This window comes from Methylobacterium sp. 17Sr1-1 (genome assembly GCF_003173775.1).
Taxonomy (GTDB): Bacteria; Pseudomonadota; Alphaproteobacteria; order Rhizobiales; family Beijerinckiaceae; genus Methylobacterium.
The window spans coordinates 454,968-469,249 of the sequence record NZ_CP029552.1 but is presented as its reverse complement, the minus strand read 5'-3'; the positions used below and the strand labels follow the sequence as shown (position 1 = coordinate 469,249).

At 72.7% G+C, this 14,282-nt stretch carries 14 protein-coding genes; 6 read left to right on the top strand and 8 right to left on the bottom strand.

Annotated elements, in window-relative coordinates; genetic code table 11:
* Positions 1 to 46: 46 nt before the first annotated feature.
* Complete coding sequence (locus DK412_RS02180; protein ID WP_109970607.1) at positions 47 to 1,039, bottom strand: aldo/keto reductase; 993 nt, start codon at positions 1,037 to 1,039, stop codon at positions 47 to 49.
* A gap of 99 nt (positions 1,040 to 1,138) precedes the next feature.
* Here DK412_RS02180 and DK412_RS02175 point away from each other — a divergent pair, with 99 nt between their 5' ends.
* Complete coding sequence (locus DK412_RS02175; protein ID WP_109970606.1) at positions 1,139 to 2,053, top strand: LysR family transcriptional regulator; 915 nt, start codon at positions 1,139 to 1,141, stop codon at positions 2,051 to 2,053.
* 31 nt (positions 2,054 to 2,084) lie between these two features.
* On the opposite strand, the gene DK412_RS02170 is transcribed toward DK412_RS02175, so the two are convergent.
* From DK412_RS02170 to DK412_RS02160, 3 genes are all read right to left on the bottom strand, one after another.
* A complete protein-coding gene (locus tag DK412_RS02170) occupies positions 2,085 to 2,921 on the bottom strand; it encodes an alpha/beta hydrolase (RefSeq protein WP_109970605.1) in 837 nt (278 codons plus the stop codon).
* 98 nt (positions 2,922 to 3,019) lie between these two features.
* Positions 3,020 to 3,229, bottom strand: coding sequence for a hypothetical protein (locus DK412_RS02165; protein ID WP_109970604.1), 210 nt, complete (start codon positions 3,227 to 3,229; stop codon positions 3,020 to 3,022).
* Positions 3,230 to 3,499: 270 nt separating this feature from the next.
* Positions 3,500 to 3,703, bottom strand: a complete 204-nt coding sequence (locus DK412_RS02160) for a hypothetical protein (RefSeq protein WP_093567762.1) — start codon at positions 3,701 to 3,703, stop codon at positions 3,500 to 3,502.
* A gap of 293 nt (positions 3,704 to 3,996) precedes the next feature.
* On the opposite strand from DK412_RS02160, the gene DK412_RS02155 reads away from it, so the two are divergent.
* Entirely contained in the window at positions 3,997 to 4,683 is a 687-nt protein-coding gene (locus tag DK412_RS02155; RefSeq protein WP_109970603.1) for a hypothetical protein, read from the top strand.
* Between the two features lie 141 nt (positions 4,684 to 4,824).
* Positions 4,825 to 5,865 carry a helix-turn-helix domain-containing protein gene (locus tag DK412_RS02150; RefSeq protein ID WP_162596073.1) on the top strand — a complete coding sequence of 347 codons (1,041 nt, stop codon included), beginning with the start codon at positions 4,825 to 4,827 and terminating at the stop codon, positions 5,863 to 5,865.
* Positions 5,866 to 6,597: 732 nt separating this feature from the next.
* Here the strand turns inward: DK412_RS02150 and DK412_RS02140 are convergent.
* Together DK412_RS02140 and DK412_RS02135 are read right to left on the bottom strand one after the other, a co-directional pair.
* Positions 6,598 to 7,758 (bottom strand): dimethylmenaquinone methyltransferase, encoded by a 1,161-nt coding sequence (locus DK412_RS02140; protein WP_109970600.1) that lies wholly within the window; start codon positions 7,756 to 7,758, stop codon positions 6,598 to 6,600.
* Between the two features lie 84 nt (positions 7,759 to 7,842).
* Positions 7,843 to 8,802 (bottom strand): LysR family transcriptional regulator, encoded by a 960-nt coding sequence (locus DK412_RS02135; protein WP_109970599.1) that lies wholly within the window; start codon positions 8,800 to 8,802, stop codon positions 7,843 to 7,845.
* A gap of 99 nt (positions 8,803 to 8,901) precedes the next feature.
* On the opposite strand from DK412_RS02135, the gene DK412_RS02130 reads away from it, so the two are divergent.
* Positions 8,902 to 9,279 (top strand): hypothetical protein, encoded by a 378-nt coding sequence (locus DK412_RS02130; RefSeq protein WP_109970598.1) that lies wholly within the window; start codon positions 8,902 to 8,904, stop codon positions 9,277 to 9,279.
* Between the two features lie 17 nt (positions 9,280 to 9,296).
* Here DK412_RS02130 and DK412_RS02125 read toward each other — a convergent pair whose 3' ends face one another.
* Positions 9,297 to 10,649, bottom strand: coding sequence for an HD-GYP domain-containing protein (locus DK412_RS02125; protein ID WP_204165575.1), 1,353 nt, complete (start codon positions 10,647 to 10,649; stop codon positions 9,297 to 9,299).
* A 201-nt stretch (positions 10,650 to 10,850) separates the two neighbouring features.
* Positions 10,851 to 12,092: a glycosyltransferase gene (locus tag DK412_RS02120; protein ID WP_109970596.1), complete on the bottom strand. Its 1,242-nt coding sequence runs from the start codon at positions 12,090 to 12,092 to the stop codon at positions 10,851 to 10,853.
* A gap of 151 nt (positions 12,093 to 12,243) precedes the next feature.
* On the opposite strand from DK412_RS02120, the gene DK412_RS02115 reads away from it, so the two are divergent.
* Both DK412_RS02115 and DK412_RS02110 read left to right on the top strand, forming a co-directional pair.
* Entirely contained in the window at positions 12,244 to 13,152 is a 909-nt protein-coding gene (locus tag DK412_RS02115; RefSeq protein WP_109970595.1) for a LysR family transcriptional regulator, read from the top strand.
* 115 nt (positions 13,153 to 13,267) lie between these two features.
* Positions 13,268 to 14,125, top strand: coding sequence for a shikimate dehydrogenase (locus DK412_RS02110; protein WP_109970594.1), 858 nt, complete (start codon positions 13,268 to 13,270; stop codon positions 14,123 to 14,125).
* Positions 14,126 to 14,282: the final 157 nt, after the last annotated feature.

Sequence of the window (14,282 nt, the reverse complement as noted above, 5' to 3'; positions counted from 1 at the left end):
CCGGCTCCGCCCGCCGCGGGCGAGGCGGCCTCCCCTCGACGGCGCGCTACCCGGCCGCGCTCTCGATGCCCGCCATCCCGCCCGGGGCGTAGCGTGCGCCGGCCGCCGCGCCCGGGGCGAACAGCGCGTCGAGGGCGGCGATGTCCGAGGCCGAGAGGGCGAGGTCGGCGGCGGCCGCGTTCTCGGCCAGGCGCTCGGGCCGGCGGGTGCCCGGGATCGGGATCACGTCGGGGCTGCGGGCCATCAGCCAGGCCAGGGCCACCTGGCCGGAGGTGGCGCCGCGCTCGCAGGCGAACGCGCCCAGTGCCTCCGCGAGCCGGCGGTTCTGCGCCAGCGCCTCGCCCTGGAAGCGCGGGTTGCCGCGGCGAAAGTCGTCCGGGGCGAGGGTATCGACGTCGAGCGCCCCGGTGAGGAAGCCGCGGCCGAGGGGCGAATAGGCGACGAGGGCGACCCCGAGCTCGCGGCAGGCCGCCAGAAGACCCTGCTCGGGCTCCCGGCTCCACAGGGAATACTCGGTCTGCACCGCGGCGATCGGGTGGACCGCGTGGGCGGCCCGCAGGGTCTCGGGCGAGACCTCCGACAGGCCGAGCGCCCGCACCTTGCCGGCCTCGACGAGGCGCGCCATGGCGCCGACCATCTCGGGGATCGGCACCGACGGGTCGCGGCGGTGGCAGTAATAGAGGTCGATCGTCTCGACGCCGAGGCGGCGCAGGGAGGCTTCGCAGGCGGCGGCGAGGTAGGCCGGGCTGTTGTCGATCCGACGCTCGCTCGACCCCTCCCGGCGCACGATGCCGAACTTCGTCGCCAGCACGACGCGATCGCGCCGGCCCTTCAGCACGCGGCCGAGCAATTCCTCGTTGCGGCCGTGGCCGTAAAGGTCGGCGGTGTCGAGGAAGTCGTAGCCCAGCGCCAGGGCGGCCTCGAGGGCGGCGGGCGCCGCCGCCGCGTCGGTCGGACCGTAGAATTCCGAGAATCCCATGCAGCCGAGGCCGGGGGCGGAGACGGTGAGGCCGGAGCGGCCGAGGGAACGTCGCTGCATCGGAAGCACTCCTTGTTCGCGTACGACCCGGATCTGGCGTTCCGGCCCTCGCCGGATAAGCTGCGCCGCTCCGCATGAACCGATGAACCAGGCTCACCAATGGTCCGCGACGACCTTCCCGACCTCGCGGCCTTCGCGGCGGTGGCCCGCCACCGCAGCTTCCGGCGCGCGGCGGCCGCGCTCGGCCTGTCGCCCTCGGCGCTCAGCCACGCCCTGCGCGGGCTGGAGGAGCGCATGGGCGTGCGGCTCCTCAACCGCACCACCCGCAGCGTCGCCCCGACCGAGGCCGGCGCCGCCCTGCTGGCACGGCTCGCCCCCGCCCTCGACGACATCGCCGGCGCGATGGCGGCGGCCTCCGCCGCCGCCGCGCGGCCCGCCGGCACCCTGCGGCTCAACGCGCCGCGCAGCGCCTGCCGGCTGGTGCTGATGCCGCTCATCGCCCGCTTCCTCACCCTCCATCCGGAGGTCCGCGTCGAGGTGGCGAGCGACGACGCGCTCACCGACATCGTCGGCGAGGGCTACGATGCCGGGGTGCGCTTCGGCGAGCGCCTCGCCCTCGACATGGTGGCTCTGCCGTTGAGCGGGCCGCAGCGCTTCGCCGTCGTCGCGGCGCCCGCCTACCTGGCGCGACGGGGCACGCCGGACGAACCGGGCGACCTGTCGGGCCATGCCTGCCTGCGCCAGCGCTTTCCCGGCGGGAGCCTGTTCCACTGGGAGCTGGAGCGCGACGGGATTCCGGCGCCCGTCGCGGTCGACGGTCCGCTGATCCTCGGCGACCAGGACCTGATCCGGCTCGCCGCCCTCGACGGGCTCGGGATCGCCCTCCTCTTCGAGGGCTACGTCGCCGACGACCTCGCCGACGGCCGGCTGGTGCGGCTGCTCGCGCCGTGGTGCCCGTCCTTCCCGGGCTTCCACCTCTACTATCCGGGCCGCCGGCAGGTGCCCGCAGCACTCCGGGCCTTCCTCGACGTGGTGCGGGAGGCCGGGCGGCGCGTGCCGCCCGCATGCCCGTGACCGGGCCGGATCCGCCGACGGCCCGTCGGGGTCACCCCTTCACGAAGGCGAGGAGGTCGGCGTTGAGCGTCTCGGCGTGGGTCGTCAGCATGCCGTGCGGCAGGCCCGGATAGGTCTTGAGCGTGCCGTTGCGCAGCAGCGTCACCGATTTGCGGCCGGCCGCGTCGATCGGGACGATCTGGTCGTCCTCGCCGTGGAGCACCAGGGTCGGGACCGAGATCGCCCGAAGGTCCCCGGTCTGGTCGGTCTCGGAGAAGGCCTTGATGCCGTGGTAATGCGCGAGGGCCGAGCCCATCATGCCCTGGCGCCACCAGTTGCGGATCGTGCCCTCGGACACGGGGGCGCCCGGCCGGTTGAAGCCGTAGAACGGCCCGCCCGCCACATCGAGGAAGAACTGCGCCCGGTTGGCGGCGAGCGCGGCGCGGAACCCGTCGAAGACCTCGATCGGCAGGCCGCCGGGATTGGCCTCGGTCTTGAGCATCAGGGGCGGCACGGCGCTGACGAGGACCGCCTTGGCGGCCCGCCCCTGCGGCTCGCCGTGCCGCGCGACGTAGCGGGCGACCTCGCCGCCGCCCGTCGAATGCCCGATATGGATCACGTTCATGAGGCCGAGCTGGTGCACGACCGCCGCCGCATCCGCCGCGTAATGGTCCATGTCGTGCCCGTCCGGAACCTGCGACGAGCGGCCGTGGCCGCGCCGGTCATGCGCCACGACCCGGTAGCCGCGGGCCGCGAAGAACAGCATCTGCGCGTCCCAGTCGTCGGCGGAGAGCGGCCAGCCATGATGGAACATGATGGCCTGGGCCTGCCGCGGGCCCCAATCCTTGTAGAAGATCTGAACGCCGTCGCCGGTGGTCACGAAGCTCATCGGAACGTCTCCTGCCGCGGGGCCGGCGCGCGTCGGGCCGGCCAGCAGGACCTAACATACGGGAGCCTCGGCGTGGGGCGCAAAGCGGCCCGGCGCGTTCAGTCCGTCTCCTCGGCAGGGGTCTCCTCGGCCGGGCCGTCATCCGGCGACGGCGCGGGCTGCGTGAAGGCGGGCTTCGGGGGCTTGTTCTTCCGGGCCGTCGCGGGCGAGGCCGTGTGGGTCGGCATCTCAGCCAGCCGCGCGACGCGCGCCTTGAACTCCTCGTTCGACGGGCTGCGGGCCGAGCCGGTGATGAACATCTTGGCCATGGCCGATCCTCTCGTGCGGGATGGCGGACCCGCCGGAGGCGCATCTGCCCGCGATCGGTGCCGCTGGACAGATTTCGCGATCACATCGGACGGACGTGCCCGAGCCGGAGCGATCGCGCTACGAGATCCGGGACGGCCGCCGACGATCGACCGTTCGACGATGAACGGTTTCGTCGTCGCCGACAAGGCGAATTCTCTCGCGCGACCGGTCGTCGTCGTGCCACCGGACGGACGGAGGGCGTGATTCGCCTCCGGCGAGCCCGGGCGGTCCTAGCGCCGGCGCGGATCGGCCGGGCGGAAGGCGCGCTCCACGGCGGCGGTGGCGCTGGCATAAGCCCGCTCCTCGCTGTCGTGCGGCCGGTCCGACCGCTCGAGCAGCTTGCCGTGCTTGCGGATCGCCCAGCCGAATTTTCCTTTCGGGCTGCTCAGCGGGGCTACCTCGATGGTGAAGGGGTAGAATTCGTTCTCGCTCATCCGCGGAACTATGGCACGGAACCCCCGCGAAGGACAAACATCCCACCGCCCCGATCCCCGATCCGATCTCAGGTCCGATCTCAGGTCTATGCCGGGCTCGATCCCGGCCTCGACGCGCCGCCCTCGCGCGTGCGATAGCCGGCGCCATTCCGGCCTTCCGTCGGCGCGCCGTCGCGGCCGCGGGCCGGCCTGCGGCGGCTGCGTCGCGAAAAACCGCCCCGCTCGCGTTGCGTCCCGATCATCCTGCCCGAGGCCGCTCCGCCGGCACGGCGCGGTCCGATGGAGTGCGATTCTTGATTCCCTGGGTTCACCTCGACACCAGCGCCATCCCCGGCGAGACCGCGTCCTTGCGCCTGATGCGCCGGGGCGACGAGTTCGCGATCGTGGTCGACTCGATCGAGCTGATGAACAGCCGCCGCAGCGGCTCGGAGCGGGCGCTCGCCAGCCTCGCCTGCGCGCGCCTGAGCCGGCTCCCGGCGCCGCGGGTGCTGATCGGCGGGCTCGGCATGGGATTCACCCTGCGGGCGGCCTTGAGCGAGCTCGGGCCGCGCGCCGAGGTCGTGGTCGCCGAGCTGGTCCCGGCCGTCGCCGCCTGGGCGCGGGGACCGCTCGCGCACATCTTCGCCGGCAGCCTCGACGATCCCCGGGTGAGCCTGCACGAGACCGACGTCCACCACCTCATCGCGGACAGCCCCGGCGCCTACGACGCCATCCTGCTCGACGTCGACAACGGGCCGGAGGGGCTGGTCCAGCGCAGCAACGACCGGCTCTACGACGTCGCGGGCCTCGGCCGCGCCCGGCGGGCGCTGCGGCCGGGCGGCGTGCTCGGCGTGTGGTCGGAGAGCCCCGACCGCAAGTTCAAGTCCCGCCTGCAGCGCGGCGGCTTCACGGTCGAGGAGCACAAGGTCCGCTCGGCCGGGAGCGGCGGGCGGCACGTGGTGTGGATCGGCGAGCGGGTGGACGGGGCGGGCCCGCGCTAGCGAGCGCCGGCCGCGGATTCCGGCGGGACGCGCGATGTCTTGCGACAAATCGATTTGCACAACCGTGACCGCCATGCGAGCCTGATGCAACCAGGGGCGGCGCGCCGCCTCGCTTCAAGCCTGACGTGCTTCCCGCCTGACATGACCCTTCGCGGCCCCAACCTCCGTCTGGAAGGAACGACCTTCGGGCCGCGGACGATCCCCGCCTGGCGCGAGGCCGTGGCGCCGTTCTGGGACGTCGAGGTCCGCAAGGAGGACACCCCGGATTTCCGCGGCCGGTCCGAGGTCTACCATCTCGGCAACGCGATCATCGGCCTGACCGCGGCCTCCGGCCTGCGCAACGAGCGCTCGCGCAGCCTCGTCGCCCGCATGGGCGTCGACCACGTGGCGGCGCAGCTGCGGATGGACGGACAGGCGACGATCCGGGCCTCCGGGGACGAGGCGCCGGTCGGTCCCGGCGACGTCGCCCTGCTCGACCTCGCGCAGCCCCTCTCCCTGGATTCGACCGACTACCGCGCCATCACCGTCATCATCCCGCGCGGCCTGTTTCCGGAGGGCGGGGCCCGGCTCGGCGAGGCGCACGGAACGGTCCTGCGCGCCGGCGACCCGTTCGGGGCGCTGGTCGGCGACCACCTGCGCTCGCTCGGACGGAACGTGCCGCACTTCACCCCCGCGGAGGCGCGGGTCGCCGCCCAGGCCACGGCGTGCCTGCTGTCCGCCGCGGCGTGCAAGGCCACCGAAGGCGGCCCAACCGGCCGCGCCTTCGAGCGCGCGCCGGTTCTCCTCGCCATCCGCGGCCACATCGACGCCGAGATCGGCTCCCCCGAGCTGAGCGTGGAGCAGATCTGCCGCCGCTTCGGCGTCTCGCGCAGCGCGCTCTACCGCCTGTTCGCGCCCCTGGGCGGCGTGGTCGAGTATATCCGCCGCCGCCGGCTCGCCCGCGCCTACCGCGACCTCGCCGAGGGGAGCGGGCAGGCCGCGCGGATCTCCGAGGTCGCCTATCGCTACGGCTACGGCAGCCCGGCGAGCTTCACCGCCGCCTTTCGCGCCGAGTTCGACGTGAGCCCCGCCGACGTGAGGGCCGCGGCGCGGGGCGCAGGCCCGGAGCGGCGCAGCCCGCCGGACGGGACGGCCGGGGGCTGGGACGGCTTCTACGACTGGGTCATGACGCTCGTCGCCTGAATCGGCCGATTGGGACGCCGGATGAAGGAATTGGGACGAATCGCCGTCGTCCCGGCACCGTCCGCGCCCGACATGGTGCCCCATTGTCTTGGGACAGGAGGCGGCGGGTGCGGCGAGGGAACGAGCGACGACGGAGACCCGTCGGCCTACCGCGCGACGGCGAGCCGCTCGTGCGGCGCTGGATCGGCGCCGGGCGTCGCCGCGCGGCCCGGAAGACCCGGAACGCGAGTGGCGCAGGCGCCGAGATCATCGCGCTGACCTGGGCCCAGACGTTCGGCCGCGGCGCGGCGGATCCGAGACCCGACGGGACGCGGGACCGGGATGCCGGCGAGGCGGGTGGGATCGGGCCCGCCCGGGGGCAGCAGGGGTGCCCGGGAGACAAGTGAGGCGCGGGCGCTCCCCTCTCCCCGCGGGCGGCGGGACTATCCGGTGAAAAGAAGTGGCGCGTCTCCCCTCTCCCGTGTGGGAGAGGGGCTGGGGGTGAGGGTGGCGCGCTTCAGTGTGAAGCTCTGACCGTCGTGCTGGCAGCGGAACGTTCGGAGCCTTTATCGGCACCGTCTCCACCCTCACCCCTCCCCCTCTCCCACTCGGGAGAGGGGATCCCGCGCTTGATTCTAGCAGGGATTTTTCCCCGGACAGCCCTGGCGCCCGCGGGGAGAGGAGGGGCCCGCACCTCTTCTTCCATCGCCCGATTATGCAAGGATCCGGCGGGAGCCGCTCCCGTGATCCGCCCTACCCCTTCCAGTTCTTCAGCGCCGCGAACGGGCTGTCGGCGGCGCCCTTCGGCGGGCTCAGCACCGGCTCGACCTGCGCCACGGCGTCGGCGAGCGAGAAGGCGGTGCCGCTCGGGAGCTTGCCGCCGGCGGCGTCCTGGTGGCCGCCGCCGCGGAACAGGCGGGCGCCGTCGAGGGCGGTGCCGTCGACCGAGCGGAACGACAGGGTGCCGGCGCGCTGCACGTTGACGAGGCGCTTGGCGCGCCCGCTCGCCATCACCAGGTCCGAGACCCGCTGGAAGGTGCCGGCGTCGAGGGCGAAGGACAGGAGCGTACCGTCCGGCAGCGCGTGGAACAGCGCGTCGGAGCGGGCGAGCGCCCGGGCCATCCGCTGGCGGGTGGTGAGGCTCGCATCGTCGCCGGGCTCGTCGCGCATCAGATCGTCGACGATCGCCCCGCGGATCTCCGGCACGGCGCGCTCCAGTTCGGCCGGGGTGGCGCCGGCGCGCAGGCGTGCGGTCGCCTCCAGCAGCAGGCGGGCGACGAAGGGATCGTGCGCCGGATGCCCGACCGGCACCAGGGTGCCGACATTGTCCCAAAAAATCTCGTCGAGGGCGAAGCCGCCGGGGAAGCGGGGATCGTCCTTGCGCCAGAGGTCGAGGGCGTCGACAGAGGCGACCAAGAGCGCGAGATCCTCGGCGCGGGCGGGGTCGGCCTCGCGCGTGGCGAACAGGGCGCGGTGGGTCGCGACCATCTTCGTCGCGCTCGAGCCCTCGTCGATCAGCACGGTGACCGACGGATCGCCGAGGTCGAACCGCGACAGGCGGGGATTCTCGGAATCGGCCTTCGGCTCCAGCCCCTGGCGGCGCATCTGGTCGATCGAGGAGGTGTGGTGGTCGAGCACCACCAGCCGGTGCGGCGCCTCCGGGTCGCGCTTGCGGTTCATGGCGGCGAAGCGGCGCAGGAAGGCGATCGTCGGCTCCTCGATGCCGAGATCGGTGATCAGCACCATCTCCGCCGCCTTGGTTTTCCCTAAGCGCTTCAATTCGTCGTCGACGACCGGGCCGACATCGCCGTAGCGCGGCACGTGCACGATCCGGGCCGGCTCGGCATAGGCCGCGACGAGGGTCGCGGCGCCGTAGCCGTCGAGGTCGTGGTGGGTGATCTGGGTCAGGCGCACGGGTAAAGGTCCAGGGTCGGTTCGGATCGAAGGTGAACCGCGCCAGCATAGCGCCTCGCGCGCCGCACCGGCAGGGCCTGGGCGTCAGGAAACGACCGGCGCCTCGCCGGGCTCGGGAACAGGCCCGCCTTCGCCGGCGAGACGCCGCAGCAGGTCGCGCAGCCAGCGATGGGCCGGGTCATCGTCGTAGGAGGCGTGCCAGAGCATGCCGATCGCCACGTCGTCGAGGGGGACCGGGGCGGGGCTCACCGTCAGCCCGAGGGTCTCGGCGAAGAGCGTGGCGAGGCGCGCATGCATGGTGGTGAGCACCGGCGCGCTGCGCACCAGGAACGGCACCGCGATGAAGCGCGGCGAGGTGACCGCGAGGGTGCGGCTGCGGCCGATCTTGGCCAACGCGTCGTCCACCACCCCGTGGGCGGTCTCGCGCAGGCTGGTCAGCACGTGGGGAAAGCGCAGGTAATCGTCGAGCGAGATCGGCGGCGTCAGCCCGACCAGGGCGGCGTTGAACAGGCAGACGTAGCTGTCGCGGTAGAGCAGGCGCTGCTTGTGGTGCATCTGCCCGCGGAACGACAGATCGATGGCGAGGTCGAGCCGGTCGGCGTCGATCTCCTGCAGGACGTGCGCCCGGTCGACGGAGCGCAGCAGCAGGCTGATCCCCGGCGCCTCCTGCCGCAGATACGCGAGGAGGCGCGTGCCGAGCAGCACCTCGGTGCTGTCCGGCAGGCTGATCGTGAAGGTGCGCTCGACCGTGCGCGGATCGAAGGCCTCGTCCCGGCGCACCAGGACCTGGACCTGGCGCAGCACGATCCGCAGCGGCTCGGACAGGGCGAGCGCCCGCGGCGTCGGCCGCATCCCCTCGGGGGCGCGGGTCAGAAGCTCGTCGTCGAACAGGACCCGCAGGCGGGCGAGCGCGCTGCTCATCGCCGACTGGCCGATGCCGATGCGGGACGCCGCCCGGGTCACGCTGCGCTCGGCGAGCAGGGCGTCGAGGGCGACCAGGAGGTTGAGGTCGATCCGGGCAAGATCGATATGATCAATAGTCATTATCGATACGATCTGTTTGATCCATGCTGCACCGCAGCGCATATCTCGACCATGGATGCGGGGCGCTCGCGGCTCCCCGCCACGGCCAGGACGACGACCATGACCCGGACGACCCTTCGTAAAGCCCTCGGCAACACCCTTCTCGCCGTCGCGACGCTCGCCGCCGGCGCGGCCTCCGCCGGCGAGCTGCGCCCGGCCGGGGCGGCCAGCCTCGACCTCGGCCCGCTCGCCGGGGTGGCCTACTACACGCCCGAGCCCGCGGGCTACCGCGTGGTGGTGACGCTGGCCCCGCGCGCCGCCGCCCCCGCCTCCCGGTTCGAGGCGGTGCTGGCCTCCGGGCAGAGCCTCACCGTCTCGACGCCGCGCCAGGCCGGCACCGCCGCCCGAACGGTCACCATCGCCCGCACGGGCGACGCCGTCACGGTGACGCCGGCCCGGGCGCGGGAGACCGTCGAGGCGACCGCCTCGATCGAGTAGCCAGACCCCGGGCGGTGTCACGCCGCCCGGGACAGGTCCCCGTCGAGCCCGGCGATCACCCGCTCCAGAGCCGCGAAGCAGGCCGGGTCGAAGGCGGTGCCGACCTCCGCGCGCATGATGCCGAGCGCCTTCGGGACCGGCATCGCGGCGCGGTAGGGGCGGTCGGCGGTCAGCGCATCGAACACGTCCGCCACCGAGACGATCCGCGTCTCCGGCGCGATGGCGTCGCCCGAGAGGCCGCGGGGATAGCCCTTGCCGTCGAGGCGCTCGTGATGGGCGCCGCCGATCCGCGCGATGGCGTGGAAGGCGGCGACGCGGGCGAGGATCGTCTCGGACAGGAGGGCGTGGTTGCGCATGTCGCGCCACTCCGCCTCGTCGAGCTTGGCCGCCTTGTCGAGGATGGCGTTCGAGACCCCGAGCTTGCCGACATCGTGCAGCAAGGCCGCCCGGCGCAGCCAGCGGCGGGCCCGGGTGTCGTAGCCGAGCTCGGCCGCGATCAGGTCGGCATAGACCGCGACCCGCTCGGAATGGCCCGAGGTGAACGGGCTCTTGGCGTCGATCACCTGGGCGAAGGCGCGGGCGATGTCGTCGAGGTAATCCTCGTCGACGACGAGGCCGGGCCGCGCCGGCTCCAGGGCCGCCACGGCATCCGCCACTCGCTCCGAGGCCAGGACCTCCCAGAAGCCCGGCGCCCGCGCTGCCCGCTCGAAGGCCGCCACGGCATCGGGGTCGAACCAGGTGCCGGCCCGGGCCCGCGCCTCGGCGAGCGCCGCCGCCGGCCCGGCGCTGGTGTGAAAGACGTCGGCGACCTGCGCCAGCAGGGCGATGCGGGCGTAGAGCGGGATCCCGGGCCCGGCGCGGCGGTCGGGCCGGCCCTTGCCGTTCCAGTGCTCGTCGAGGGCGTGGATCGCCTCGCACACGACGGGCGGGAAGCGCAGCCGCGCGGCGATCTCCGCCCCGCGCTGGCAGCGGGTCTGGATCAGGTCGTCGACGATCTCGCCGCCGTTCTGCAGGATGTTGAGCACCGCCCGGAAGCGCTCGGCCAGGCCCGCCCTGAGCCCGGTATGCGAGAAGACGAAGCCCAGTACCTGTGGCAGGCTGTCGCTCACCGTCTTGAAGTCGCGCTTGAAGCCGATGTCGTCGGAGAGGTACAATTCGCAGATCCGCGCCGCGTTGCTGGAGCAGCCGAGGTCCTTCAGCATCACCGTGTAGTAGAGCTCCCACAGCCGGTCGGGCGCGAGGCCCATCTCCCGGCCGACCTGCATGCCGATCCAGGTGGCGCGGACGCAGTGGCCGGGCGGCTGGCCCTCGGTGAGGTCGAGGGCGTGGCTGAGCGCCCCGAGCAGCTCGGACAGCGGGATGCCGCCGATCGGCAACTCTCCTGCCGGCGTCTCCCCGACGATGTGCAAGCTCGGCGTCGTCAAAGGCCCCTCCCCCCGTCGTCGGGACAGGTTGGCGCGATAGCACTAACATTTGCTGAGCGCGCGAAGCATTGGCGTGCCACCGATTCGTGCTCCCGGCAAACGCCGATTGCCGCCCGCTCCGCCGCGGGTCCTCGCCGGGCAGCCGGCTCAGCCGCCCCCGGCGGCGACCGCCTCGATCAGGCGTAAGTGCGCCGGCAGGCACACGCGCTTGAGGTCGTAGGCGAGCGCGGTCTCCCGCGCCGCCGCCCGCAAGGGGGCCACAGAACCGGGATCGGCCAGGGCCGCGACCACCGCCTCGGCGATCGCCTCCCGCGAGAAGAAATCGACCAGGATCCCGTTCTCGCGGTGGCGGATCACCTCCTCGACCGGCGGGGTCGCCGAGCCGACGATGCAGGCGCCGAGCGCCATCGCCTCCAGCATCGACCAGGACAGCACGAACGGATAGGTCAGGTAGACGTGGACGCCTGAGACCCGCAGCAGGTCGACGTAGTCGCGATAAGGAATCTTTCCGACGAAATGGACCCGCGACAGGTCGAGCTCCCCCCGGACCTCGTCGAGGAAGATCTGGCGCCAAGTCCTGCCGATGGAAGTACGACCGGCGGGGGGCTTGGCGCCGTAGCTGGTGTCGCTGCCGCCGACGATCACCGCCCGGGCCCTCGGGCGCCGGCGCAGGATCTCCGGCAGCGCCCGCATGAAGCTGTGGTAGCCGCGATAGGGTTCGAGGTTGCGGTTGACGAAGGTGACGACCTCGTCCGCGGCGCCGAGCGAGAGCCGGAAGCGGCCGAGCGTGATGCGCGCCCCCGGATCGGGCCGCAGCCGGTCGGTGTCGATGCCGTCGTGGATGACGCTGAGCCGGTCGCGGAAGACGGCCGGGATGCGGCTCGCCTGCCAGGCCGTGGGGCTGACGAGCCGGTCCGAGGCCTCGAAGGAGAGGAGCTGCACGGCATTGCGGGCCCGCGTGCGGAGGGCGTCGCCCTCCGCGGCCGGGAATTCCGGATCGAAGCCGGAATCGGCGCCGGTCGCGCTGTAGTAGAACTCCGCGAAGGTCAGGAGCCGGGCCCGCGGCCAGACGTCCTTGAGGAACAGGGTCTCGCCCCAGCCCGAATGGCCGCAGATCACGTCCGGATGGAAGCCCCCTTCCCTGAGCGCCCGCGCGGCCCGCGCCGCCGCCTCGCCGCGCAGGGTCGCGGCCTCGAAACTCGCCGCCAGCGGATGGATGCCGGGGGTGGAGCGGCCCGCGACCGCGTAGCGGACGTGGCGCACCCCCGGCAGGGCGGGGGCGGGGTTGATGCCGAGCGCCACGACCTCCGTGCCGGGCCGGGCGGCGAGGGCGGGCGCGACGTGGCGGTACTGGCCGGGGAAGTTCTGGTGGACGAAGAGGACGCGCATCGTGTGTCGGGATCGGTCTTCCGGGCGGATCCATGCGGCTCACCCTGTAGCACCGGGCCCGACTACCGCGGAACGCGCCCGGGCCGGGATTTGCCTTGACCCCGCCTTTCCGCCCATCTGGAGCGAGCTTGCGCCCCGCGAAGGACACCGGATGCTGACCCTGCGCCAGATCGAGGTCGCCCGCGCCGTGATGGTGACCGGGACCATCGCCGGCGCGGCCCGGCTCCTCAACGTCTCGGCGCCGGGCATCAGCCGGCTGATGAAGTACACCGAGACCTCGCTCGGCATCCGCCTGTTCGACCGGCGGGCCGGGCGCCTGGTGCCCTCCGAGCAGGCGCGCCACGTCTTCGAGCAGATCAACGCGGTGTTCGACAAGGTCGAGGACCTGCGCTTCGTCCTGGAGCGCACGCAGGGCGGCGGGGGCCAGGAACTGCTGATCGGCTCGGTGCCGTCGATCTCGCACGTGATGGTGCCCCGCGCGATCGAGCGGGTGCGCGCGGCCTATCCGCACCTCGTCATCGACATCAACATCCTCAAGCTCGAGGAGGCGATCGACTACCTGCTCCTGGGCAAGGGCGAGGTGGTGGCGATGAGCTACCGCTTCGACCACCCGGCGCTCACCTTCGAGCCGCTCGCCCGCGGCGGCCTGTTCTGCATCGTGCCGCTCGACCATCCGCTCGCCGCCCGGACCTCGATCTCGGCCGAGGAGATCGTCCGGCATCCGCTCATCGGCATCGACCCGAACGACCCCTACGGCCGGATCATGTCCGACATCTTTCGCGCGCGCGGCCTGTCCTACGGCATCACGATCCGGGCCCGGTTCGGCTCGACGGTGTGCTCGCTGGTGCGGGCGGGCCTCGGCATCGCGGTGATCGACCAGTTCACCATCGCGTACGACGCCTTCCCGGGCATCCGCGTGCTGCCGATCGAGGAGGCGCCGGTCTTCGAGACCTGGATCGCCATGAAGGCCGGCACCGTGCTCAGCATGTTCGCCGGCAGTTTCGTGCGCTTCCTGCGCCAGGAGATGGCGAAGCCCGGGCAGGTGGCCGTCGGGCCGTAACATGATGTTACGATGGGCGCGCAACTTGGTATTCTGGATGCGGGCGAGGTGGAGATATCGTGCAGCCCAGGGAGAGCTCGCCACGGGCGGGTGCAACAGATCAGGGCGCCACGCCATGGCTCACGGGCATGCCAGACCCATCCTGCTCGGGCTGATCGGATCGCCGATCGCCCATTCCGCCTCGCCGGCGATGCACGAGGCCGCCGCCGAGGCGGTCGGGCTGCGGGCCCATTACCAGCTCGTCGACGTCGCCGGCGCCGATGCGGCGCAGCTGCGGACCCTGCTGTCGTCGCTCGCCCCGATCGGCTTCTCGGGCGTCAACGTGACCTTCCCCTACAAGGAGAGGGTGCTGCCGCTCCTCGACGCGCTGTCGCCGGGCGCCCGCGCGGTCGGCGCCGTCAACACCATCGTGGTCCGCGACGGGCAGCTCACCGGCCACAACACCGACATGACGGGCTTCGCCCGCGCCCTGCGGCAGGCCTTCGGGCCGGCGCTCGAGGGCCCGGTGGCGCTGATCGGCGCCGGCGGCGTCGGCAAGGCGGTGGCAGTGGCGCTCGCGGGCTTTCCCGGCCTCGAGGTCCGCCTCGTCGATGCCGACCCGGCCAAGGCCGCGGCGGTCGCGGCCGCGCTCGACGGGACCATCTCGGTGCGGGTCTGCCGCAGCGTCGAGGAGGCGGTCGAGGGCGCGCGCGGCCTCGTCAACGGCACGCCGGTCGGCATGCTGCCGGATCGCGGCACGCCGGTCCCCTTGCGCCTGCTCCGCCCGGAGATGTGGGTGACGGATGCGGTCTATTCCCCGCTCTGGACGCCGCTCCTGACGGAAGCCGCCCGGATCGGCGCCCGCACCATGACCGGGCGCGAGCTCGCCATCCACCAGGCCCTCGACGCCTTCGCGCTGTTCACCGGGCGCGAAGCACCGGTCTCCGCGATGGAGCGAGCCTTCGACCGCGCGGTGGCGCCGCTCGCCGCCTGAGGCGCGGGGGCGAAGATCCCCGCGGAAGCTCGGCTGTGCCCTTGCTTTTCCCGGGTGGATATGGAATTGCGCGCAATGGGTTTTGATTGATCTTTACTTTACGCCATTCGCGTCCTTACCCTCGAAGAAAAACCAATCTGACTCAATGCCGCCCACA

Excerpts from the sequence above, each read along its gene's own strand:
- DK412_RS02165 (WP_109970604.1), bottom strand. The coding sequence starts at position 3,229 with ATGGCCAAGATGTTCATCACCGGCTCGGCCCGCAGCCCGTCGAACGAG.
- DK412_RS02115 (WP_109970595.1), top strand. The coding sequence starts at position 12,244 with ATGCTGACCCTGCGCCAGATCGAGGTCGCCCGCGCCGTGATGGTGACC.
- DK412_RS02150 (WP_162596073.1), top strand. The coding sequence starts at position 4,825 with ATGACCCTTCGCGGCCCCAACCTCCGTCTGGAAGGAACGACCTTCGGG.
- DK412_RS02110 (WP_109970594.1), top strand. The coding sequence starts at position 13,268 with ATGGCTCACGGGCATGCCAGACCCATCCTGCTCGGGCTGATCGGATCG.
- DK412_RS02120 (WP_109970596.1), bottom strand. The coding sequence starts at position 12,092 with ATGCGCGTCCTCTTCGTCCACCAGAACTTCCCCGGCCAGTACCGCCAC.
- DK412_RS02135 (WP_109970599.1), bottom strand. The coding sequence starts at position 8,802 with ATGACTATTGATCATATCGATCTTGCCCGGATCGACCTCAACCTCCTG.
- DK412_RS02170 (WP_109970605.1), bottom strand. The coding sequence starts at position 2,921 with ATGAGCTTCGTGACCACCGGCGACGGCGTTCAGATCTTCTACAAGGAT.
- DK412_RS02130 (WP_109970598.1), top strand. The coding sequence starts at position 8,902 with ATGACCCGGACGACCCTTCGTAAAGCCCTCGGCAACACCCTTCTCGCC.
- DK412_RS02175 (WP_109970606.1), top strand. The coding sequence starts at position 1,139 with ATGGTCCGCGACGACCTTCCCGACCTCGCGGCCTTCGCGGCGGTGGCC.
- DK412_RS02160 (WP_093567762.1), bottom strand. The coding sequence starts at position 3,703 with ATGAGCGAGAACGAATTCTACCCCTTCACCATCGAGGTAGCCCCGCTG.
- DK412_RS02180 (WP_109970607.1), bottom strand. The coding sequence starts at position 1,039 with ATGCAGCGACGTTCCCTCGGCCGCTCCGGCCTCACCGTCTCCGCCCCC.